Below are 21201 nucleotides of genomic sequence, written 5' to 3'. Positions count from 1 at the left end.
CATGAGTGAGAACACGATGTCCGATGGTGCGATCCGCAAGAACGACCGCCGGCCGAGCCTTGTCGCACGCTTCTGGCGCTGGGAGGCGAGCGGCATCACCGTGGCGCTGATCGCGCTGATGGTGGTCCTGTCGCTGGCGACCGACAACTTCTTCTCGTCCTACAACATGTCCGTCGTCGCGCGGCAGGCGGCCTTCGTCGGCCTCGTGGCGCTCGGGCAGACGCTGGTGCTGCTGGTCGGCGGCATCGACCTTTCCGTCGGCGCGGCGGCCGGGCTTTCAGCCATCGTCGGCGCGATGATGCTCAACATGCTGGGCATCCATCCCTATTTCGTCATTCCCCTGACGATGCTCTTCGGCCTATCGCTCGGCTTCATCAACGGCTTCTTCGTCGCGGGCCTGAGGCTCAATCCCTTCATCGTCACGCTCGCGACCTGGGAAATCTTCGCCGGCATGACAATGGTGCTGACCAAGGGCTACCCGATCCGGCCGCTCGGCGAACAGTTCGGATTCTTCGGCAAGGGCGAGATCCTCGGCGTCCCGGTGCCTGTTCTCGTCTTTCTCTTCGCCGGCGCGGTCCTCATCTGGATGCTGACCCAGACGCGGTTCGGCCGCAACATCTTCGCCGTCGGCGGAAACCGCGAAGCGGCCGTGCTCGTCGGCATCCGCGTCAAGCTGGTCGAGTTCCTGGTCTTCGGGCTTGCCGGCATGTTTGCCGCGCTCGCCGGCATTCTCTTTGCAAGCCGCATGGATGCGGGCCAGCCCTCGGTGGGCGAAGGCTGGCTGATGGGCGCCATCACCGCCGCAATTCTGGGTGGCACGAGCCTGCGCGGCGGGCAGGGTTCCATCGTCGGCACGATGCTCGGCGCCATGCTGCTGACGGTCCTTGCCAACGGCACGGTTCTGCTGAACGTCTCCGGCTTCTGGCAGCGGGTCATCGTCGGTTGCGTAGTACTGATCGCCGTCCTCGTCGATCTCTTCCGGCGTAAAAACTGAGGGTTGTTGGCAACCGGCCCTCGCGGCGCATGGAAAAACGTCCGGGCCTGCTCTATAGGTGGGACATCTGATGTCTTGGAGAAGCGACGCTGGTGTCCGACCTGTCCGATGATCTGCGCACGAGGGCGGCCTGGCTCTACTACAAAGAAGGCATGACGCAGGACCAGGTGGCGCAGGAGCTCGGCCTCAACCGCGCCAAGGTGCTGCGCATGCTGGCCGCCTCCCGCCTCGACGGCACGGTGCAGATCCGCGTCCTGTCCAAGCAGAGCAATTGCGTCGCGCTGGAACGAGAGCTGGAGAAGAAATATAATCTGGAGCGGGCGATCGTCGTGCCCGTTCCCAAGCAGACGGAGCAGCTTCCCGAGATCATCGGCGGCGTGCTCGGCGAATATGTCACCGATCTGCTCAAGGAGAACATGATCATCGGCCTTGGCTGGGGCAAGACGCTGAGCTCCTGCCTTCCGGCGATCCCTCAGCAGACGGATGCGCATATCTCCGTCGTGTCGCTGTTGGGTGGGCTGACCCGCGTCAGCGCCTTCAATCCTTCCGAGTTCGCCTGGCGCCTCGGCGACCGTCTCGCCGCGGAAGCCTACCTCATCGCCGCGCCAGTCTTCGCCCCGGACGAACGCACCCGCGATGCGCTGCTAACCCATCCCGGCATCCGCGAGGTCTTCCGCCGCTCGGAAAACCTCGACGTCGCCATCGTCAGCGTCGGAGACCTCTCGCCCGGCTCCACCTTCAGCCGCTACGGCCTGCTTGAGCGCGACGAGCTGATTTCGCTGCAGAAGGCGGGTGCGGTCGGCGACATACTCTGCCGCTTCATCGATGCCGATGGCGAGATCATCGACCACGAGGTCAACCGCCGCGTCGTAGCCGTCGACCCGCGCTCGCTGCGCACGGCGCGCAAGGTCGTGCTCGCCTCCGGCGGCTGGCATAAATATGCGGCCTTCCGCGGCGCGCTGAAGCTGCTGTCGCCACATGTGGTCCTGACCGATATCGAGATCGCCCAGCGCCTCATCGAGGAGTGACGCGCTCCATCACGGCGCCAAGGCCGAGTGCTTCGCCCGCCTCCTGCCAACTTCCGAAGACGCGATGGGCGCCGGCTTCCAGCAGCCGCGCGCCATGGTCGGGTGGAAGATGGCGTCCGCCCGTGAAGCCGATGGCGTGCATGCCGGTCGCCCGGGCCGCGACGATCCCGTAGATGGAATCCTCAAAAACCATGCATTGGTCCGGCGCTGCGCCCATGCAGGCGGCCGCGTGGAGGAAAAGGTCCGGTGCCGGCTTTCCCGCCCTGACCATCGTCGAGCTGAACACCGCCTCGCCGAAGCGCTGCGCCAGGCCCGTAGGGAAAGGCTGAGCGCGATGCGCTCCGGCGCCGACGAGGAGGCAACGCAGCGCTTTGCCGGCAGCGTATCGAGAAGCCTGTCGATCCCTTCGATCGCGACGAGCTCCGCTTCGAGGAGCGTGCGGATTTCCTCCCACAGGTCGCCCGCATGCTCGGGCGGAAAAACCTGCCGGGTCGCCGCGCCGATAGACTGGAAGATATCGGCCTGCTTCATCCCGAAGCAACGGGCAACGTCGCTCTCGGCAATGGCGAGCCCGTGGCGGGCATAGGCCCGCACATAGGCCCGCACCGACAGGATCTCGCTGTCCACGAGCACGCCGTCACAGTCGAAGATGAAGAGTTCTGGTGTCTCATGGCAAACCATTTCCCGCTTTCCGTATGTTTTCATATGAACGAACAAAAACTAATAACTGTAATCAAAAGTACGTATTTGATTGCTTTCGTGCGCCGCCGCTTTGCGTGCCGTAGTAGCTCTAAGTTTTAAAATTCCCTATTGAATTTAACGAAATACATCTTTCTTCCCCTTGGATTCGGCGGTTTCCGGTTTCAGGCAATTCCTGCCGTCAGGGCGAACTTTTCCTGCAAGCCATTGACAATCTGTTTGTACAGTTGTAAATGATAACTCATGAATGTTCAAGCAGATCGGGAGGGTGGTGGCTTGGTCGAGATCTATGATCATGATGGCAAGGCGGTGAAGCACGGGCGCGCCCGCGTCAACGGTATCCGTATGCACTATGTGACGGCGGGGGAGGGTGAGCCGCTGCTTCTTCTGCACGGTACGCCCAAGACGCATTTCTACTGGTACCGCCTCATCCCGCTCCTGACCCCGTATTTCCGCATCGTGGCGCCCGACCTGCGCGGCTTCGGCGATACGGACAAGCCGCCAGCGGAGGAGGGCTACGACAGCCGCACCAACGCCCGCGACATGGCCGAGCTGATGACGCAGCTCGGGCACGAGACCTTCCACCTGCACGGCGAGGACCGCGGCGCGGAATTCGCCTATGCGCTGGCCGCCAGCGAGCCGGATCGCGTCCGCACGCTCTCCTTCGCCGAGATGCTCCTGTCGGGGCAGGGCTTGGAGGAATGGTCGAACTTCACGCCGGAGAAGGTGTCGTCCCAGTTCCGCATGGCGGGCGTCTGGCTCTGGCACATCCCGTTCTTCTGGATCCCCCATCTGCCGGAAATGCTGATCTCCGGCCGCGAGCGCGAGTTCTGGGAATTCTGGATCAAGGCGGAGACTTGGAACCCGAATGCCATCGCCGACGAGGCGATCACCGAATGGATCGCCCGCCTTTCGGCGCCCGGCGGCCTTCGCGGCTGCCTGGAGACCTACCGGGCCGGCCTCAAGAACGCCCGCATCAACGACGAACTGATCAAGACGAAGCTGAAGATGCCGGTCATGACCATCGGCGCCCCGGAATTCTTCGGCGAGCTGGTCAAGGACCAGATGGAGCGCGTCGCCGAGCGCGTCGTCAAATCCGACGTGTTCGAGGAATGCGGCCACAGTCTTGCGCTCGAGGCGCCTGACCGCCTGGCGGCCGCGCTGCTCGATTTCATCCGCGAACACGGATGACGAAGGGCCGGCAAGCCGGCCCCATGCCAGCATTCTTTCTGCTGTCTCAATGAGAGGCGGCTGTAACCTTGGGAGGAGAGCCAAGCAATGTCCCTGCATGTCCTGAAGAGAGCCCTCGCGACCATGGTGGTTGCGTCCCTGCCGATGGCGGCGCTCGCCGACAACACCGAGGGCGTCAAGCACCCGCTCTGGTACAAGGAGCCGTCGGAAAAGACGATGAAGCTCGCCCAGATCGACGACCTCACCGACGTGGTGGTCTCCGACGGCCAGCGCGGCGAGGAAGGCTTCCCGGCCTCCAAGATCGCCATCACCGACGAGCAGCTCGCCAAGATCAAGGCCGGTAACTTCACCGTCGCCATCTCCATGGGCTGGCTCGGCGACGACTGGGCCTCCCAGCAGCTCATCGGCCTCAAGGAAAATTTCGAGAAGCTCGGCATCAAGGTCGTTGCCGAGACCAATGCCAACTGGGACGACGCCAAGCAGATCGCCGACCTGGAGGCCATCTCCGTCCTGAAGCCCGACCTTCTGGTCTCCATACCGCTCAACGGCAAGACGACGGCCAGCGCCTACAAGCGCCTTTCGGAAGCCGGCACCAAGGTGGTCTTTATCGACCAGGCCGTGGAAGGCATGGATCCCGGCAAGGACTATGCGGCGATCATCTCGTCCGACAATCTGGCGCTCGGCATGTATCTCGCCGACCTTCTGGCCGAATCGATCAACTACAAGGGCAATGTCGCGGCGCTCTACTTCGCCAACGACTTCTACGTGACGAACCTGCGCTATGAAGGCTTCATCGCCCGCCTGCGCGCCAAGTATCCGGACGTCAAGCTCGTCGCCGCCGCGGGCCACGACGACCCGAACAAGGGCCAGGAAGTGGCGCAGGGCGTGCTTGCCCGCTACCCCGATATCGACGGCATGTATGCCAGCTGGTCGATTCCGGCCATGGGCGCGGTGACGGCTGCCAACGTCAACGGCCGCACGCCGTCCGACTTCAAGATCGTCAACGAGAACTTCGACCAGATCGTCGCGCTCAACATGGCCCAGAACGGCTTCATCGCCGGCATTTCCTCGCAGCGCCCTTATGACCAGGGTACCGCGGAAGCCAGGATCGGCGCGCTGACGCTGATCGGCGAGAAGGTTCCGCCCTATGTGGTCGTGCCGCCGCTCGCTGTGAAGCGCGCCAACCTGCCGGACTCCTACAAGACGATCTACCGGATCGATCTGCCGCAGGAAATGAGCTCGGCGCTCTCGCAGTAAAAGAACCGATAAAGCAAAGGGGCGCTGGCTGGTAGCGCTCCTCTCCAGCCTCGCCCGAACCGGAGAACGATCCAATGCCGCAAGATCGAGCCGTTCTCGAAATGCGCGACATCGAGAAGTCCTTTGCGCAAAACAAGGTGCTGAACAAGGTCGACTTCACGCTGAACCGCGGCGAAGTCCATGCCCTGATGGGCGGCAACGGCGCCGGCAAGTCGTCGCTGATGAAGATCCTGTCCGGCGTCTACGAAAAGGATGGCGGGACCATCCGGATCGAGGGCGAGGAGGTCGCCTTCGGCGACGCCATCAGCGCCCGGCGCGCCGGGATCGCCATGATCTTCCAGGAATTCAGCCTCGTGCCCACGCTCTCCGTGGCGCAGAACATCTTTCTCAACGGTGAGCCGAAGAAGGGAATCTTCATCCGTGACGGGGAAGCCGTGCGCCGCGCGCGCCGAATCCTGGACGAGCTCGGCGTCGACATCGATCCGCGCGTGCCCGTCAGCGAACTAAGCGTCGGCCAGTGCCAGATGGTTGAAATCGCCAAGGCGCTGTCGCGCCAGGCACAGATCCTCGTGATGGACGAGCCGACCGCCTCGCTGTCCGAAGCCGAGACCGAAGCGCTCTTCGCACTCGTCGGGCGGCTGAAGGCGAGCGGCATTTCCATCATCTATATCTCGCACCGCATGGCGGAGATATTCAGCGTGTGCGACCGCGTCACCGTCATGCGCGACGGCGGGGTGCGCCTGACGGCGCCCTGCAGCGAGGTGAGCATGGCCGAGCTGGTCGAGACCATGCTGGGATCCGACGAGGTGGAAGGCTTCAAGTGGCACGACCGCGGTTACCGGAGCTCCGGCCCACCGCTTCTCACGCTTCGCGGCGTCAGCCTGCCGCCCCGCATCAACGATGTCAGCTTCGACGTAGGCGCGGGCGAGATCGTCGGCATTGCCGGGCTGATGGGTTCGGGACGCACCGAGATCGCCGAGGCGATCTTCGGGCGCCGGCCGCTGGCCGCTGGAGAAATCCTGATCGACGGGAAGCCGGTCACCAGCCAGGCGCAGGCGATCGCCGAGGGCATCGCGCTCGTGCCGGAGGATCGCCGCCGTCTGGGCCTCGTGCTGGAGCATTCCGTCGGCCAGAACATGCTTCTGCCGAGCCTCGGCCTTTTTACCGCCGGAGCTTTCGTCAACGACCGCGGCGCGGCCCGCATGATCCGCCGGATGATCGATGCGCTCAACATCAAGACGGAAAGCGCCGACAAGCCGGCCCGGCTTTTGTCGGGCGGCAACCAACAGAAGATCGTTCTCGGCAAGTGGCTGGCGCGCCGGCCGCGCCTGCTCGTCCTCGACGAGCCCACCATTGGCGTCGATATCGGCGCGAAGTCGGAGATCGCCCGCGTCGTCCGCGAAATGGCCGACGAAGGCGTCGCGGTCGTCATCATCTCATCGGAACTGGAGGAGCTGCTGGCCGTCAGCGACCGGCTGCTCGTCCTGCACAACGGGCGCATATTCCAGGACGTGCGGCGTCAGGATATCGGCTCGGAGGAGGAGCTTCATCATGCAATCCAAGGCCATCGTCTCGGAGCGGCCCCTGCAGGCGCCGCGGCTTGACGGCATGTTCAAGATTCGCGCCCTGCAGGACTACATCGTCTATATCGTCTTCGCGGCGGTCTTCCTCTACTTCGCGATCATGATCGGCGACAGCGGCTTCCTGACCGTCCGCAACATGTTCAACATCGCGCGGACCACCGCCATGATCGTCGTCATGGCGACCGCCATGACCTTCGTCATCGGCGCGGGCGAGCTCGATCTGTCGGTCGGCTCCACCGCGGCGCTCTCCGCCCTCGTCTGCGCGCTCGTCATGCAGGCGGGCTATGGCTGGGGACTTGCGGTGGCGGCGGCGCTCGGCGCCGGCCTCGTCGTCGGCTGCCTCAACGGCTTCTTCGTCACGGTGGTCGGCATTCCGTCCTTCCTGGTGACGCTTGGCATGATGCAGTTCATTCGCGGCTTCGACATGCGCGTCACCTACACCAACCCGATCTCGATCTCCAACGCGACCTTCAACAGCCTGTTCGGGTCGGGAAGCCTCTGGGGCGTTCCCTCGCTGCTCTTCTGGTCGGTGATCGTGGCGGCGCTCGGCCATGTGGTTCTGCGCTATACCTCCTTCGGCCGGCAGATCCTCGCCACCGGCGGCAATCGCCTGGCGGCGGAATATTCCGGCGTAAAGACGCGTCGCATCAAGTTCCTCGCCTTCCTGCTGACGGCGTCGGCGGCCGCGCTCGCGGGCCTGCTTTATTCCGGCATGATGCAGACGGCCCGCTACAATTTCGGCGAGGGCGCCGAGCTGATGGTCATCGCGGCGGTGATCCTCGGCGGCACCAGCCTGTTCGGCGGCCGGGCGACCATTATCGGCACCTTCACCGGCGCGCTGATGATCGGCACGATCAACAACGGCCTCATCATCATGGGGCTCGACGTTTCCGAGCAGATGATGATCTCGGGCGCGATCATCATCCTTGCGGTCGCTTTTGCCCGCAAGCGCAACGCCTAATACCGTCAGTTTGAGGTCACCGTCGGAAGGCGGTGCGGGAGGAAGACCATGACGACATACGACTACACTTCCATCGGTTTCTACACCTTTGATTGCCTCGGCAGGCCGGTGACGGCCATTCCGCCGGGCGGCAACACATACTTCGTCGAGGAAATCACCATGGCCGTCTCCGGTGCGGCCGGCGCGGCGGCGATCGTCGCCGCCAAGTACGGCCTAAAAGTGCTCGCGGTTGGCGGCATCGGCGACGACCTGATGGGGGCATGGGTCATCGACCGCCTCAACCATTTCGGCGTGGACACCTCTCGAATGGAACTCTGCAAGAATGTGGGTACTTCCTCCTCCATCGTCACAACGAGACCCGATGGGCAACGCCCGGCGCTCCACATGCGCGGGGCGACTGGCGCCTTCGACGTCAGGCCGGAGCATCTCGACCAGGTGCTGGACGCGAAGATCGTTCATATGGGCGGTACTGGCCTCATGGACCTGATGGACGGCGAGAAGAGCTTCGCGCTGATGGCCGAAGCGCGCCGGCGCGGGTGCATCACCACGCTCGATGTCTTCGCCGCGGACAAGAAGGATATGGCGAATGTCGCCGGGCTTCTTCCGAATGTCGATTACTTCATTCCCTCCATCGAGGAGGCGCAGGCGCTTTCCGGTCTAACCGACAAGGAGGACATCGGCCGCCACTTTGTCGACCTCGGTGTCGGTTGCATTGTCATGACGATGGGCGCTGAAGGCGCCTACTACCACCACCGCGACGGAACACGCTTTCACATGCCTGCCTTCGACATCAACGTCGTGTGCACCTGCGGGTGCGGCGATGCCTTCAACGCCGGCTTTGCCACCGGGCTGATCAGGGGCATGAATCCCGAAGAGACAATGCGGCTGGCCCAGGCGTCCTCCGCCCTCAATGCCAGCGGCCTCGGCAGTCAGGCGGGCGTCACCGATCTCGACGCGGCGCTCGACTTCATCCTCCGCGTGAAGGCCAAGGACCCGGCAAAAGTTCTCCAGAGCGTCGGATGATACCTGTTTCCGCACAACGGTGATTGTCGCCGGAGGAACGCCGCCGTGCGGCTTCGCCTGCTCGTGCTGTCTCTGTCGCAAAACCGAATGGCAACCTGCCTGCGGCATCAAGGGAGAGCCTGAATCACACCAAAGTAATAGGTTCACAGCACAGAGGCGTCGATTCTATAGGTCTCATAGATGCTCCGAACGTTCTCTTCTCATAGCTTTCAGTTTTACGAAATCGTCGCCGGCGTGATGGCTCGACCGCGTGAGGGGTGTCGCAGATACCATCAGGAAACCCTTCGCGAAGGCGATTGCCTCATATTCCCGGAACTCTTCCGGCGTGACATAGCGGGCGACCGTGTGGTGTTTCGGCGTCGGGCGCAGGTATTGGCCGATCGTCAGGAAGTCGACGTCGGCCGCGCGCATATCATCCATCACCTGCAGGACCTCCCGCCGCGTTTCGCCCAGCCCGACCATGATGCCGGATTTGGTGAACATTGCGGGGGCGAGTTCCTTGACGCGCTGCAGCAGTCGCAGTGACGTGAAGTAGCGCGCGCCGGGGCGCACCTCGGCATAGAGCCCGGGAACGGTTTCGAGATTGTGGTTGAAGACGTCCGGCCCCGCGGCCACGACGGTTTCGAGCGCCGATGGCCCGCACCGGCGGAAATCGGGGGTGAGGATCTCGACGGTCGTGCCCGGTGCGTGCCGATGGATCATGCGGATGGTCCGTGCGAAATGATCGGCGCCGCCGTCTTCCAGGTCGTCGCGGTCGACGCTGGTGACGACGACATGCGCAAGGCCGAGCTTCCTGACGGCGTTGGCCACCCGTGCCGGCTCGAAAGGGTCCAGCGCGTCGGGGCGGCCGGTTGCGACGTTGCAGAAGGTGCAGCCGCGCGTGCAGATGTCGCCCATGATCATCATGGTGGCATGGCGCTGGTTCCAGCATTCGCTGATATTGGGGCAGCCGGCTTCCTCGCAGACTGTGGTGAGGCCATGCGCCTGGACGATGTCGCGTGTCGCCCTGTAGCTGTCGCCGACCCGCGCCTTCACGCGGATCCAGGCCGGTTTCTCCAGGTCCGGGGTGTGCGGACGATGCGCCTTTTCCGGGTGGCGCTGTTCGGGAATCGTCAGGTCTCTCGCCATGGCGGGTTTCTCTCGATGCACGTTGTTCGGTTGAGCGTTCGCCGGCGTCATGCCACGGCGCGCGGCCTGCGGTGCGGGCTGTGCCAGAGCGGGCGCGCGGCGGAGATCGTTTCGAGATAGTGGGCGTAGCCGCCGGCGTAACGCTCGGCGCTCTTGCGCCGCGGTTCGATCAGGCCCTCGGCGCTTGTCCAAGCCCCGACATCGTATTGCAGTCCCAACGCATCCATCGCGGCGATGCAGGCGCCCCTCGCGCCCACCTCGGGCCTTGGGGCGATGTGCAGCGGCCTCTGCAAGACGTCGGCGAGCATTTGGGTCCATGCGGCGGAACTGCTGCCGCCGCCGCAGATCGCCAGCCGCCCCGACAGGCCGGCGGCCTCGATGCAATGGCGGGCCGCATAGGCGACGGATTCGCATACCGCCATCACGAGGTCGGCCGGCGTGGTCGCAGTGCTCAAGCCTGCGAGCTGGCCGCGCGCATTCACGTCGCAAAATGGAGCGCGTTCGCCGGTCGCCGAGAAATAGGGCAGGGCGGTGACGCCATTGGCGCCCGGCGCGTTTTGCTCAAGCAGCGCGTCGAGGGCATCGTGCTTCATACCGACAAGGTTCAGCACCCAGTCCAGCGCGGCCGTGCCGACCGTCGCCGGCAGAGAGCGGATCCAACGGCCCTCGGAGGGCATGCACAGCGTCATGCCGACGGGGTCCGCCGTGGTGTCGATCGTATCGACCATCACTTCACAGGCGAGTGTCGTACCGACGATGATCAGGCCATCGCCGACCGTTCTCACCCCGGCGCCCATGGGACAGGCCACGAGATCGAATGGTCCGGCATGAACCGGGATTCCTTCGGGAAGGCCGGTCAGCGCGGCGCCGGTGGCGCTCAGCGGAAAGGCTTGGCCGGGGGCGGGCATTACCGGCGCGAGCAGCCGCGCGTAACGCTCCAGTCCAAGGAGGCGGAGGATTTCGGGATCATAGTCACGCTTTCGAATATCCAAGAAAGGCAGAGAGGCGTCGGAGGCATCCGTGACGCGCACGCCCGTGAGGCGTTGCAGGATCGCGTCCTTGAGGTAGCTGGCCGTGGTCGCGGCTTCGAGTGAAGCCGGGTCGGTGGCCGCCAGCGCGGCCATCAGCGGCGCCTGGGAGCCGGAAAAGATCGCATTGGCATTGCGGCGGAATACCGCCTCGAATACGCCGGAATCGATCCAGCGCTGCAGGAAGGGGTTGCCGCGGTCGTCGAGCCAGGAGATGGCCGGCCTGACGGCCCGTCCGGCTTCATCAAGGAGCCAGAGGCCGTCGCTTTGGCCAGTAATGCCGATCGCCTGCGGCGGGCCGCCGGACCGGGCGCAGACCTCCGCCACCACCTCGCCGACCGACGTCACGAGGGTTTCAAGGTCCTGCTCGATCCGGCCATCGCCGAACGGGTCGAAAATGGTGCGGCGCGAGGCGACGGCGATATTGCGTCCCTCCAGCGAAAAGCTGGCCGCCTTCACGACCGAGGTTCCAAGGTCGATCCCGAGAATCATGGCTCCTCCCATCCCGATAGCGCACCGCTCCTCACGGCAATGGCACCAGTCAGGTTCTATTGAAGCAAATGTTCACCATTTGAACAAATATGTCAAGCGGCGCGGATGCCCCGCGCGTGGCGGCCGCGATGCCACCTCGCGCTGAATATCAGCGCGATTGCTTCGGCGCGTGCCGTTTCGATGCGGCGGCTTCCCCACCCTCCGCCAGGAGAAACGAGGCGCATTGCTCGTCTGTCACAAGGTGAGTCACATAGCCGCCGTGCAGCGCGGCACGCACGATCTCGTTCTTGTTTGCGCCGCCCGCCACCGCCAGCCGCTCCGGAATATGCCGCAAATCCTCGAGCTCGATGCCGATCGGATGGATGGTGGGCGGCAGGGCGACCGCCTGCCCATCGCGGTCGATCCAGCGACAACCGATGTCGCCGACTGCGCCCTGCCGCTCCAGGAATTCCTTCTCTGCCGCGTCGACATATCCGAGCTTCAACATCGTCGCATCGTCGTGCAGCGCGCCGAGGCCGAAGACAACGAGCGAGGCTTTGCGGGCGAGTTCGAGTGCTTCCCGCAGGCCTGCATCGCTTCTGAGGCCGGAGGCCGTAGCCTCGTTCTTGACATAGACCGGCGCGTAGAGGGCACGCGCCGGAGCACGGAAATACTGGCCGAGCTGCTCGGCCACTTCCGACGGATTCGTGCCGCGGGTCGCGTTATGCAGCCCGCCGACAAGGGCGACGATCTGCATTCCGGAGACCGACGTCTCGCCATAGAGCGAGTCGGCCATCGCCTGGAGCGTCGTCCCCCAGCTTACCGCAACAACGGCGTCATCGCGAACCATGCCGACAAGGGTCTCGGCTGCGACCTGCCCCATCCAACGGCGTTGCATCGCGTCATCCTCGGCGGTGGGGACGATACGGACCTTCTTCAGGCCATAGCGGTTCTCCAGGTTTCGCTCGGCCTCGAATGTCTCCGACGACACGCCGAGCGTGATCTGGACCAGTCCGCTCTCCTTGGCGCGTCGGAGCAGGCGGATGACAGTGCTGCGGCTGACGCCCAGCTTCTCGGCGACCTGGCTCTGGGTAAGCTCCTCGGCATAGTAGAGCCAAGCCGCCCGTGCCGGTTCGCTGCTGATCCTGTCCATCTCATTCATTCGTCGCGGCCTCGTTATTTCCCGGGCAAGTCCTGCCTGATGACAAACCGCTCGTCCACTGCGGTTCTCGACGGGCGTCCGGCTTATTGCCGGCTGGAGCCGGTTCAACCCTGAATCGGCGGCATAGTGACGAAAAACACGAAAAATCGCGCCGCGTCACGCCCTTTTTGCTGCGTGGGAAGGGGCGCGCGCCTGAAAAAGATCCGGCCGGACGATTTCGCCGCTTGCGTCCATCTGCCCTGTTTGATACATAAGTTCATATAAAGAACATTTGCTTCAAGTGGAGGAGAGGCATGGAGCGGTCTGCGACCCTATCGGCGCAGACGCTGCTGGAAATGCAGCGTCGCATGCTGCGCATCCGTCTGTTCGACGAGCGCGCATCCAAGATGGTCAAGCGCGGCCAGATTCCCGGCACGGTGCATACCAGCATCGGACAGGAGGCTCAGGTGGTGGGCGCCTGCATGGCGCTGCGCCCCGGCGATCACATGACCGGCAACCATCGCAGCCATGGCCATCCGATCGGCATGGGCTCGCCCCTCGGGCCGCTGATGGCGGAGCTGGTCGGCAAGGCGACCGGCGTGTGCAAGGGCAAGGGTGGCTCGCTGCATCTCGCCGACGCCGCGGTCGGCAGCCTTGGCGAGTCCGGCATCACCGGATCCTCCATTCCGATCGCCGTGGGCGCTGGTCTCTCGGCGCAGGTGCTGAAGCAGGATCGTGTGGCGCTCTCCTTCTTCGGTGACGGCGCGGCCAACCAGGGGGTCTTCTACGAGGCCCTCAACCTCGCATCCGTCTGGAAGCTGCCGGTCATCTTCCTGTGCGAAAACAACCAGTACGCCCTCTCCACCCCGGCCCATACCGTGACCGCCGGAAGGATCTGCGACCGCGCCCATGGTTTCGGCCTTCCGGGCGTGCGCGTCGAGGATGGCCAGGATGTGCTGAAGGTCTATGACGCCGTGGCGGAGGCCGCCGAGCGTGCCCGTATCGGCGCCGGCCCGACCCTCGTCGAGGTCATGACCTACCGCTTCCGCGAGCATTCCGAAGGCCTGCGCATCAATGTCGACTACCGCGACGCCGCCGAGAAGGAACACTGGCTGTCGCGCGATCCCATCGTCCTCTTCCGCCAAATGCTGATCGCCAAGGGTATCGCCACCGCCGGGGAGATGGACGCCGTCGAGGCTGACATCGCCCGCGAGGTCGAGGATTGCGTGACCTTCACCCTGGAGAGCCCGGACCCCGCCCTGAACGTGGCCTTCGAGGATCTCTACACCGATCCCTACAAGCTGGAGGACGTGCTTTGAGCCAGATGACCTATATCGGCGCCATCGGCGCCGCCCAGCGCGAGGCCATGATCGCCGACGAGCGCGTTATCATCATCGGCGAGGACGTCGAGGCCAATGTCTATGGCACGACCGGCGGCGGGAAGCAGCGTGCCGAGGAAGGCGATTTCGTCCAGCAGTTCGGGCGTTCGCGCATCCGCAACACGCCCATCGCCGAGGAAGCCATCGTCGGCGCCGCGATCGGCGCGGCGATGACCGGCCTGCGGCCGCTGGTCGATCTGTCTTATTCCAGCTTCCTCTACATGGCGATGGACCAGCTTGTGAACCAGGCGGCCAAGAACCGCTACATGTTCGGCGGCCAGAGCTCGATCCCGGTCGTGTTCCGCTCGGCCATGTTCTACGGCCTCAACACCGGCGCGCACCATTCCGACCGCCCCTATCCGATGTTCATGAACGTGCCGGGCCTGAAGATCGTCGCTCCGGCTTCCGCCAGTGACGCCAAAGGCCTGCTACGCACGGCCATCGACAGCGACGACCCGGTTCTCGTCTTCGAGGCGGTGCCGCTCTGGGGGGCGAAGGAGGAGGTCGACGACAACGAATACTGGATCCCGTTCGGCAAGGCGCGCACGCGGCGGGAGGGAACGGACGTGACGCTGGTCGGCGTTTCCGGCGCGGTCCCGCTCGCGCTCAAGGCGGCGGAGCAGATGGCAGCGCGGGGCATCTCGGTGGAGGTGATCGATCCGCGCACGCTGGTTCCGCTCGATACCAAGACGATCGTCGAATCCGTCCGGCGCACCGGGCGCCTGGTGATCACCGAGCCGGCCCATCGCATGTGCGGCGCGGCGGCCGAGATCGCCGCCGTGGTGGCGGACGAAGCCTACGAGGCCCTGCGGGCGCCGATCAAGCGGGTGGCGTCGCTCAATATGCAGGTGCCGTTCAGCCCGGCGCTGGAGCCGCAGATCTATCCCACGACGGAGAAGATCGTCGCCGCGCTCGAAGCGGTCTGCGCGGTCGATCAGAACATGACGAAGAACCGGAGGTTGGTTGTATGAGAGTGGAAGTTCTTCTGCCCCAGTGGGGCATGGGCATGAGCGAGGGCACGGTCACCGACTGGTTGAAGAAGGTCGGCGATCGCGTCAGCGAGGACGAGCCGCTCGCCGAGATCGAGGCCGAAAAGGCGACGCAGGAGCTTGAATCCCCCGCCACCGGCGTCCTGACCGAGATCATCGTCCAGAAGGGCGAGGAGGCCAAGGTCCGCAGCGTCCTCGCGATCATAGAGACCGACGACTGAGACAGACGATGCCGCCGGCCGGCTGGCCGGTCCCGAAGTCCATAGTTCAAGACGATGAGCCATGACCGATATTCCAGGAGATAGCCGCGCGGCGGAGACAAGACCCGACGGGCCCCCGGCCCCGGAGAACGTCTTCGACCTGATCGTGATCGGCGCCGGCATCAATGGCGCCGGCATCGCCCGCGACGCGGCGGCGCGCGGTTTGCGCGTGGCGCTGGTGGAGAAGGAGGATATCGGCAGCGGCACCTCGAGCTGGTCGGGCCGCCTGATCCATGGGGGGCTGCGCTATCTGGAGCAGGGCGATGTGGCGCTGGTGCGCGAATCCCTGCGCGAACGCGAGCGGCTGTTCCGCCTCGCTCCGCATCTCGTGAAGCCCGTGCCGCTGATGATCCCCTTCTATCGGCACAACAGGCGGTCGCGCTGGATGATCCGTGCCGGGATGGTGACCTACGACGTTCTCTCCTTCGACAAGTCGACCCATTCGCACAAGGTCCTTTCCCGCAAGGAGACGCTCGACCGGTTCCCCGGGATGGATCCCGACGGGCTGGAAGGATGCGCGATCTTCATGGACGGGCAGGTGGTCTGGTCCGAGCGGCTGTGCGTGGAGGTGGCCCTTGCCGCCCGCGCCGACGGCGCGCGCATCTTCACCCATGCCAAGGTGGACGGCTTTCTGGAGGAGGGCGGATCGGTCGGCGGCGTGCTCTTCACTGATGTCCTGACCGGCGAGCGGCACGCGCTTTCCGCGAGCGTCGTCGTCAATGCGGCAGGCCCCTGGGTCGACATGGTGCTCGACGGTTCGAGCGGCGGCACTGAGCGCCATATCGGCGGCGCCAAGGGAAGCCATCTGGTCGTCGACCCGTTCCCCGGCGCGCCCAAGGACGTCATCTATTACGAGTCGCGCGCCGACGGCCGTCTCGTTCTCGTCATTCCCTGGGGCGAGCGCTACCTGATCGGCACGACCGACAAGCGTTACGCGGACGACCCCGACACGGCCTGCGCCGATGCCTCCGAGGTCGAGTATCTGCTCGGCGAGGTCAACCAGCTCATCCCCTCTGCCGGTCTGACGGAAGACGATATCCTCTACACCTATAGCGGCGTGCGCCCGCTCCCGTTTGTTCCCGACAAGTCGGAGTGGAAAGTGCCGCGAAGCCATGTGTTGCACGATCATGCGCCGCGGTGCAGGGGGCTTCTGTCGGTGATCGGCGGCAAGCTGACGACATATCGCAGCCTCGCCGAGGAAGCTGTCGACGAAATCTACAGGCAGCTCGGCAAGAAGGCGCCGCCGTGCTCGACGTCGCGGACACTATTCCCGGGCGCCAGGGTGGGCGACTGGAACGCCTTCCGCAAGGGACTGGAGCGCGGCGGCGCCGCTGCGCCCGCCACGATGCACCGCCTTGTCGAGACCTATGGCGCGCGGGCGGCGGATATCCTTGCCCTGGCGCACGAACACCCTGATCTCGCCGAGGTCTTCGATCCCGAAACGGGTGCCCTCGGCGCGGAGCTCGTCTTCACCTATCGCAACGAATTCTGCCGCACCCTGACCGACGCCCTGATCCGCCGCGTCATGGTCGGTCTCAACTCGACCTGTGGTCGCGCTGCTCTCGACCGTGCGGCCGATATCCTCGCCCGCCATCTCGGCTGGAGCGAGCAGCGCCGGGCGGATGAGGTTCGTGACTATCTTCGCTACATCCGCCGTTTCGACGTGCCGGGCCGATCCGATCTCCCCCGGATGGCCGCGGCGCCCGCGGCAGGCGCGCCGTCGCCTGCCGTCCCGGACACCACAGCCGCCCGCATCGACACACGACATTTCGGAGGACAGACCACATGACCCAATCCGACCCCAGAGCGATCATCGAAGACGCTCGCCGCAACGGCTATGCGGTCGGTGCGTTCAACATGCACAACGAGGAGACCACCGAGGCGCTCGTCTGGGCCGCGGAGCGTGCCAGAGCGCCGGTGTTCCTTCAGGTCGGCCGCGCCATCATTCCTCATATTGGCGTCCGGCGTGCGTTCGAGATGACGCAGAGGATCGCCGAGTGGTCGAATGCCAAATATGTGATCCACCTCGATCACGGGTCCTGGGATGAGGTAATGGAGGCGATCCGCCTCGGCTTCACGTCGATCATGTATGACGGCGCCCATCTGCCCTTCGAGGAGAACATCGCCACCACGCGGCGTGTGGTCGAGATCGCCCACGCCTTCGGCATTCCGGTCGAAGCCGAGCTCGGCAAGATCCCGGATGTCGGCGAGACCGTAAACTGGGCCGATTACTACACCGATGTCGAAGAGGCGCGTCGCTTCGCGGCCGAGACGGGCATCGATTATCTCGCCATCTCGGTCGGGATCGTCCATGGCGTGATTCCCGGCCTGACGCCCGAGCCGATCAATATCCAACGTATCCATGAGATCCGCGAAGCGACGGGCATTCCGCTGGTTCTGCACGGCGCCTCCGGTCTCACCGAACGCGAGGTCAGCGAGGCGAGGGCGGCCGGCGTGCACAAATTCAACGCCGATACCGATCTGCGCCATGCCTTCCGGCGCGGCTTCGAGTCGGTCTGGGCGAAGGGCGACCGACAGCTCGAGGAGGCAATGGCGGAAGGCCGCAGCCAGATGGTCGATGCGACGGTCGAGAAAATCCAGCTTTACGGCTGCGCCGGCAAGGCGGCTTGAGGGAACCCGGCCATGACGAAGACCCTCGAAGCAGAACCGGTTGGCCGCGAAAAGCCGCTCTCCAAGACGGCGAAGCTGATGGCCCGGCACATGGGCACGGCCTGGCAGGCGCCGATGTTCGGCATCACGGTTGAGGTGGACATGGAAGCCGCGATGGCGCGGCGCACGGAGGGGGTTACGCTGACGGACGTCATCCTGTCGGACTGTGCCGCCACGCTGGCTGAGCACCCGGCGGTGAACGCCCATTACCGCGACGACACAATCGTGGAGTACGACGACATCAATGTCGGCCTTGCCGTGGCCTCCGACAGGGGCCTGACGGTGCCTGTCGTCCGTAATGCGGCGCGGTTGTCGCTTGCAGGGATCGCCGAGCGCCGCCGGGCGCTGGTGGGTAAGGTACGCGACGGAAAAATCGCGATTACGGACGTGGTGGGTGGCACGTTCACGATCTCCAACCTCGGCATGTTCGACGTCAAGCGGTTTACCGCGATCATCAACCCGCCGCAGGTGGCGATCCTGGCGGTGGGCGGTACGAGCCGGCGTCAGGTCTGGAACGACGGCGATCCCCAATGGCGCCAGATCAGCGAGCTGACGCTGACCTGCGATCACCGCGCCCTCGACGGAGCACAGGCGGCCAGCTTCATGGCTGCCCTGAAGAAGCGTCTCGAAAAGGAGGCGCCTGCGAACTGAAGTCGATCCGCGAATGGATCGTAAGCACTGCGAAACTGGAAAATGAATAGCCTAACTATGGGAGGATATGGCTATGAAGAACAGTAAACTACGTGCATCCGTGGTCCGGGGCCTGCTCGGTGCTGCGCTCGCCCTGTCCCTGGCCCCGGCAATCGCCGCGGCCCAGGAAAAGCCCTTGATTGCCGCTTCCGTTGCCGACCAGAAATCGCTGTTCTATATCGCGGCGGTCGATGGCATGCGCGATGCGGCGAAGGAAGCAGGCCTCGATCTCAACGTGGCCTCTGCCTCCAACAGCTCGCGCGAGCAGATCAACCAGGTTCAGAACCTCCTGGTCCAGCAGCCGAAGGCGCTGCTCTTCATCTCGCAGGATTCGACGGCGGCAGCCGCCAGCGTCAAGGCCGCCAACAATGCCGAGGTTCCCGTCATCGCCGTGGACCAGCGGCCGGAATCCGGCAGCGGCGAGCTCGTCACCTTCATCGCGACTGACAGCGTGAAGGCGGCGCGCGACCTCTGCACTTGGCTCTTCGACAAGATGGGCGGCAGCGGCGAGATCGCCATCCTCAAGGGTGTTCTCGGTTCGACGGCCGAGCAGCAGCGCACGCAGGGTTGCGAGGAAGCGCTGAAGAACTATCCCGACATCAAGGTCGTTGCCGTACAGGCCGCGAACTGGGACGAGAACGAAGCCTTCGCGGCGACCCAGAACATCCTGACCGCCAACCCCAACCTCAAGGCCGTCTTCGGCGAGAGCGACGCCATGTCGCTCGGCGCGGCGAAGGCCGCCCGGCAGGCTGGCCGCGACGACCTGCTGTCGGTCGGCATCGACGGCTTCCCGACGATGTTCAAGGCGATCAAGTCCGGCTTGACCCAGGCGACCATGGCCCAGATTCCGTATAAGATGGGTCAGATGGCAGTTCGGGACGCGCTGCGCGTCATCAACGGCGAGGCGGGCTCGATCCCGGAGATCCAGTACCAGGACACTGTTCTGGTCACGGCCGACAATGTCGACCAGATCAAGCCGTCGGATTTCTACGGCCCGGCCGCCGACCGCTTCTGACAGGGGTCGGACCCGGTCCGTCATGGGCCGGGTCCGCCGTCAGCATCAAGCAATTATTCGAAACGGATCTCGGTCATGGATGCCAGCGCTCCCGCAGAGGTCGGCCTGTTCTGCAACAGGATCGTCAAGGACTACGGCAAGATAAAGGTTCTGAAATCGATCGATTTCTCCTTGCGGCCCGGCAATGTGGTGGGCCTGATCGGTGAGAACGGCGCGGGCAAGTCCACCTTCAACGCGATCATCGCTGGTATCGTCTCGCCGACCGAAGGACAGATCTGGCTCGATGGCACGGAATACCGGCCGCGCTCCCCCTCCGAGGCGCTGCAGAAGGGCGTCGCGCTGATCCATCAGGAAATCCGCCTGCTGCCGAGGCTATCCGTCGCGGAGAACCTGTTCATGGGCCGTCTGCCTATGCGAGGCGGCCGTGTCGACCGGGCGCGCATGGAGGAGGAATCCCGCGCGATCCTCGGCTCCCTCGGCGTCACCATCAGCCCCCGGCGCGTCGTCAACGGCCTCACCATGGCGGTGCAGCAGAGCATTGAGATCGCCAAGGCGCTACTGCGCAAGCCTCGCTACATCATATTCGACGAGCCGACCGCCACGCTCGGTGAGGTGGAGGCCGAGCAGATCCTTGAGCATGTGCGCCGTCTGCGGACCGAAGGAACCGGCGTCATCTACGTCTCGCACCGGCTCGACGAGATCCAGTCCGTGGCCGACCAGGTGGTCTGCTTGCGCGACGGCGCAATGGTGGCCCGATGGGAAGAGAAGCCCGTACCGAAGGAGCAGATGATCAACGCGATGGTCGGACGCGAATTCACTTTCGAGCACCATGCGCCCAAGCCGCGCGGCCAGAAGGTGGTGCTCAAGGTAGATGGGGCGGCCCGGCAGGGTGCGTTCCGCGACGTTTCCTTCGAATTGCTGGAGGGCGAAATCCTCGGCTTCGCCGGATTGGTCGGCGCCGGGCGCACCGATGTCGTCAGAGCCATCAGCGGCGCGGACCGTCTCGATAGCGGCGAGATCTGGGTTGCCGGGCAGCGCGTCAATTTCAAGAGCCCGCGCGGCGCGATGGATGCAGGCATCTTCATGGTCCCGGAAGACCGCAAGGGGCTGGGCCTCAACCTCGATCGCTCCGCCGCCGCCAACATAACGCTTCCCTGGGAAAGGAAGCTCGCGCGCTTCGGCCAGATCCTTCCGTCGACGGTCAGGAAGGTCGGCGAGCAGCAGCGCAAGCGTTTCGATATCCGCGGACGGCTGGACCTGCCCGTCGGTTTCATGTCCGGCGGCAACCAGCAGAAAGTGCTGCTGGCCAAATGGCTGGTGGAGGCGCCGAAGGTCTTTATCGTCGACGAGCCGACGCGCGGGGTGGATGTCGGCGCCAAGATGGCGATCTACGAGATCCTGCGCAGCCTTGCGTCGAGCGGCATGGGGGTGATCGTGGTGTCCTCGGAGCTCGAGGAGGTCCTGGGCCTCTCGCACCGGATCCTCGTCATGTCCGAAGGCCGGCAATGCGGGATCCTCTCCCGCGAGGAGGCCAGTCCGGAAAAGGTCATGGCGCTGGCGGTCGGCGGCCGCGCGTCTTCAACTTCAGATATCCAGCAGGGATGACGACCATGTCAGATGTCAAAACCAACACTGACGTCACGCAGACGGCCTTTCCGGACGCGCAGACGCGTCGGCAGGACAGCGAGGCTCCC

General features: G+C 64.6%; 18 protein-coding genes and 1 pseudogene. 15 read left to right on the top strand and 4 right to left on the bottom strand.

What is annotated here, in order from left to right; genetic code table 11:
* Position 1 precedes the first annotated feature (1 nt).
* On the top strand, positions 2 to 994 hold the full coding sequence (locus AABF56_RS29835; protein ID WP_272808477.1) for an ABC transporter permease: 993 nt from the start codon (positions 2 to 4) through the stop codon (positions 992 to 994).
* Between the two features lie 92 nt (positions 995 to 1086).
* A complete protein-coding gene (locus AABF56_RS29830) occupies positions 1087 to 2022 on the top strand; it encodes a sugar-binding transcriptional regulator (RefSeq protein WP_272808478.1) in 936 nt (311 codons plus the stop codon).
* Here the strand turns inward: AABF56_RS29830 and AABF56_RS29825 are convergent.
* Positions 2009 to 2703: pseudogene (locus AABF56_RS29825) on the bottom strand (HAD family hydrolase). The gene AABF56_RS29830 and the pseudogene AABF56_RS29825 sit on opposite strands and share 14 nt — an antisense overlap.
* Positions 2704 to 2997: 294 nt before the next feature.
* Here AABF56_RS29825 and AABF56_RS29820 point away from each other — a divergent pair.
* The 5 genes from AABF56_RS29820 (at position 2998) to AABF56_RS29800 (ending at position 8736) form a co-directional block, all read left to right on the top strand.
* Complete coding sequence (locus AABF56_RS29820) at positions 2998 to 3912, top strand: alpha/beta fold hydrolase (protein WP_272808479.1); 915 nt, start codon at positions 2998 to 3000, stop codon at positions 3910 to 3912.
* 87 nt (positions 3913 to 3999) lie between these two features.
* Complete coding sequence (locus AABF56_RS29815) at positions 4000 to 5169, top strand: substrate-binding domain-containing protein (RefSeq protein WP_272808480.1); 1170 nt, start codon at positions 4000 to 4002, stop codon at positions 5167 to 5169.
* Positions 5170 to 5243: 74 nt separating this feature from the next.
* Positions 5244 to 6773, top strand: coding sequence for a sugar ABC transporter ATP-binding protein (locus tag AABF56_RS29810; protein WP_272808481.1), 1530 nt, complete (start codon positions 5244 to 5246; stop codon positions 6771 to 6773).
* Positions 6721 to 7713, top strand: a complete 993-nt coding sequence (locus tag AABF56_RS29805; protein ID WP_272808482.1) for an ABC transporter permease — start codon at positions 6721 to 6723, stop codon at positions 7711 to 7713. Before AABF56_RS29810 ends, AABF56_RS29805 begins: the two co-directional genes overlap by 53 nt.
* 48 nt (positions 7714 to 7761) lie before the next feature.
* Complete coding sequence (locus tag AABF56_RS29800; RefSeq protein ID WP_272808483.1) at positions 7762 to 8736, top strand: carbohydrate kinase family protein; 975 nt, start codon at positions 7762 to 7764, stop codon at positions 8734 to 8736.
* A 174-nt stretch (positions 8737 to 8910) separates the two neighbouring features.
* Here AABF56_RS29800 and lipA read toward each other — a convergent pair whose 3' ends face one another.
* From lipA to AABF56_RS29785, 3 genes are all read right to left on the bottom strand, one after another.
* Complete coding sequence (gene lipA, locus AABF56_RS29795; protein ID WP_272808484.1) at positions 8911 to 9864, bottom strand: lipoyl synthase; 954 nt, start codon at positions 9862 to 9864, stop codon at positions 8911 to 8913.
* 47 nt (positions 9865 to 9911) lie between these two features.
* Complete coding sequence (locus AABF56_RS29790; RefSeq protein ID WP_272808485.1) at positions 9912 to 11384, bottom strand: FGGY-family carbohydrate kinase; 1473 nt, start codon at positions 11382 to 11384, stop codon at positions 9912 to 9914.
* 148 nt (positions 11385 to 11532) lie between these two features.
* Positions 11533 to 12516: a sugar-binding transcriptional regulator gene (locus AABF56_RS29785; protein WP_272808486.1), complete on the bottom strand. Its 984-nt coding sequence runs from the start codon at positions 12514 to 12516 to the stop codon at positions 11533 to 11535.
* A 302-nt stretch (positions 12517 to 12818) separates the two neighbouring features.
* On the opposite strand from AABF56_RS29785, the gene AABF56_RS29780 reads away from it, so the two are divergent.
* The 8 genes from AABF56_RS29780 (at position 12819) to AABF56_RS29745 (ending at position 21112) form a co-directional block, all read left to right on the top strand.
* Positions 12819 to 13823 (top strand): thiamine pyrophosphate-dependent dehydrogenase E1 component subunit alpha, encoded by a 1005-nt coding sequence (locus AABF56_RS29780; RefSeq protein ID WP_272808487.1) that lies wholly within the window; start codon positions 12819 to 12821, stop codon positions 13821 to 13823.
* Entirely contained in the window at positions 13820 to 14854 is a 1035-nt protein-coding gene (locus AABF56_RS29775) for an alpha-ketoacid dehydrogenase subunit beta (protein ID WP_338341926.1), read from the top strand. Before AABF56_RS29780 ends, AABF56_RS29775 begins: the two co-directional genes overlap by 4 nt.
* Positions 14851 to 15093 carry a biotin/lipoyl-containing protein gene (locus AABF56_RS29770; RefSeq protein ID WP_272808488.1) on the top strand — a complete coding sequence of 81 codons (243 nt, stop codon included), beginning with the start codon at positions 14851 to 14853 and terminating at the stop codon, positions 15091 to 15093. The genes AABF56_RS29775 and AABF56_RS29770 overlap by 4 nt, the downstream gene beginning before the upstream one ends.
* Positions 15094 to 15154: 61 nt before the next feature.
* On the top strand, positions 15155 to 16921 hold the full coding sequence (glpD, locus tag AABF56_RS29765) for a glycerol-3-phosphate dehydrogenase (RefSeq protein WP_272808489.1): 1767 nt from the start codon (positions 15155 to 15157) through the stop codon (positions 16919 to 16921).
* Positions 16918 to 17763: a class II fructose-bisphosphate aldolase gene (locus AABF56_RS29760; protein ID WP_272808490.1), complete on the top strand. Its 846-nt coding sequence runs from the start codon at positions 16918 to 16920 to the stop codon at positions 17761 to 17763. The genes glpD and AABF56_RS29760 overlap by 4 nt, the downstream gene beginning before the upstream one ends.
* Before the next feature lie 12 nt (positions 17764 to 17775).
* Positions 17776 to 18453: a 2-oxo acid dehydrogenase subunit E2 gene (locus AABF56_RS29755; protein ID WP_272808491.1), complete on the top strand. Its 678-nt coding sequence runs from the start codon at positions 17776 to 17778 to the stop codon at positions 18451 to 18453.
* 73 nt (positions 18454 to 18526) lie between these two features.
* Positions 18527 to 19507, top strand: a complete 981-nt coding sequence (locus AABF56_RS29750) for a substrate-binding domain-containing protein (RefSeq protein WP_272808492.1) — start codon at positions 18527 to 18529, stop codon at positions 19505 to 19507.
* A gap of 75 nt (positions 19508 to 19582) precedes the next feature.
* The gene (locus AABF56_RS29745; protein WP_272808493.1) at positions 19583 to 21112 is read left to right on the top strand and encodes a sugar ABC transporter ATP-binding protein; all 1530 of its coding nucleotides are present in this window, start codon (positions 19583 to 19585) and stop codon (positions 21110 to 21112) included.
* The last annotated feature ends 89 nt before the right edge of the window (positions 21113 to 21201 follow it).

This window comes from Shinella sp. WSC3-e, from assembly GCF_945994535.1.
GTDB lineage: Bacteria > Pseudomonadota > Alphaproteobacteria > Rhizobiales > Rhizobiaceae > Shinella > Shinella yambaruensis.
Note: the sequence above shows the minus strand (reverse complement) of the source record. Positions and strands in the feature narration are given on the sequence as shown.

Excerpts from the sequence above, each read along its gene's own strand:
- AABF56_RS29815 (WP_272808480.1), top strand. The coding sequence starts at position 4,000 with ATGTCCCTGCATGTCCTGAAGAGAGCCCTCGCGACCATGGTGGTTGCG.
- glpD (WP_272808489.1), top strand. The coding sequence starts at position 15,155 with ATGACCGATATTCCAGGAGATAGCCGCGCGGCGGAGACAAGACCCGAC.
- AABF56_RS29810 (WP_272808481.1), top strand. The coding sequence starts at position 5,244 with ATGCCGCAAGATCGAGCCGTTCTCGAAATGCGCGACATCGAGAAGTCC.
- AABF56_RS29785 (WP_272808486.1), bottom strand. The coding sequence starts at position 12,516 with ATGGACAGGATCAGCAGCGAACCGGCACGGGCGGCTTGGCTCTACTAT.
- AABF56_RS29780 (WP_272808487.1), top strand. The coding sequence starts at position 12,819 with ATGGAGCGGTCTGCGACCCTATCGGCGCAGACGCTGCTGGAAATGCAG.
- AABF56_RS29835 (WP_272808477.1), top strand. The coding sequence starts at position 2 with ATGAGTGAGAACACGATGTCCGATGGTGCGATCCGCAAGAACGACCGC.
- lipA (WP_272808484.1), bottom strand. The coding sequence starts at position 9,864 with ATGGCGAGAGACCTGACGATTCCCGAACAGCGCCACCCGGAAAAGGCG.
- AABF56_RS29800 (WP_272808483.1), top strand. The coding sequence starts at position 7,762 with ATGACGACATACGACTACACTTCCATCGGTTTCTACACCTTTGATTGC.
- AABF56_RS29745 (WP_272808493.1), top strand. The coding sequence starts at position 19,583 with ATGGATGCCAGCGCTCCCGCAGAGGTCGGCCTGTTCTGCAACAGGATC.
- AABF56_RS29790 (WP_272808485.1), bottom strand. The coding sequence starts at position 11,384 with ATGATTCTCGGGATCGACCTTGGAACCTCGGTCGTGAAGGCGGCCAGC.
- AABF56_RS29805 (WP_272808482.1), top strand. The coding sequence starts at position 6,721 with ATGCAATCCAAGGCCATCGTCTCGGAGCGGCCCCTGCAGGCGCCGCGG.
- AABF56_RS29770 (WP_272808488.1), top strand. The coding sequence starts at position 14,851 with ATGAGAGTGGAAGTTCTTCTGCCCCAGTGGGGCATGGGCATGAGCGAG.
- AABF56_RS29750 (WP_272808492.1), top strand. The coding sequence starts at position 18,527 with ATGAAGAACAGTAAACTACGTGCATCCGTGGTCCGGGGCCTGCTCGGT.
- AABF56_RS29760 (WP_272808490.1), top strand. The coding sequence starts at position 16,918 with ATGACCCAATCCGACCCCAGAGCGATCATCGAAGACGCTCGCCGCAAC.
- AABF56_RS29755 (WP_272808491.1), top strand. The coding sequence starts at position 17,776 with ATGACGAAGACCCTCGAAGCAGAACCGGTTGGCCGCGAAAAGCCGCTC.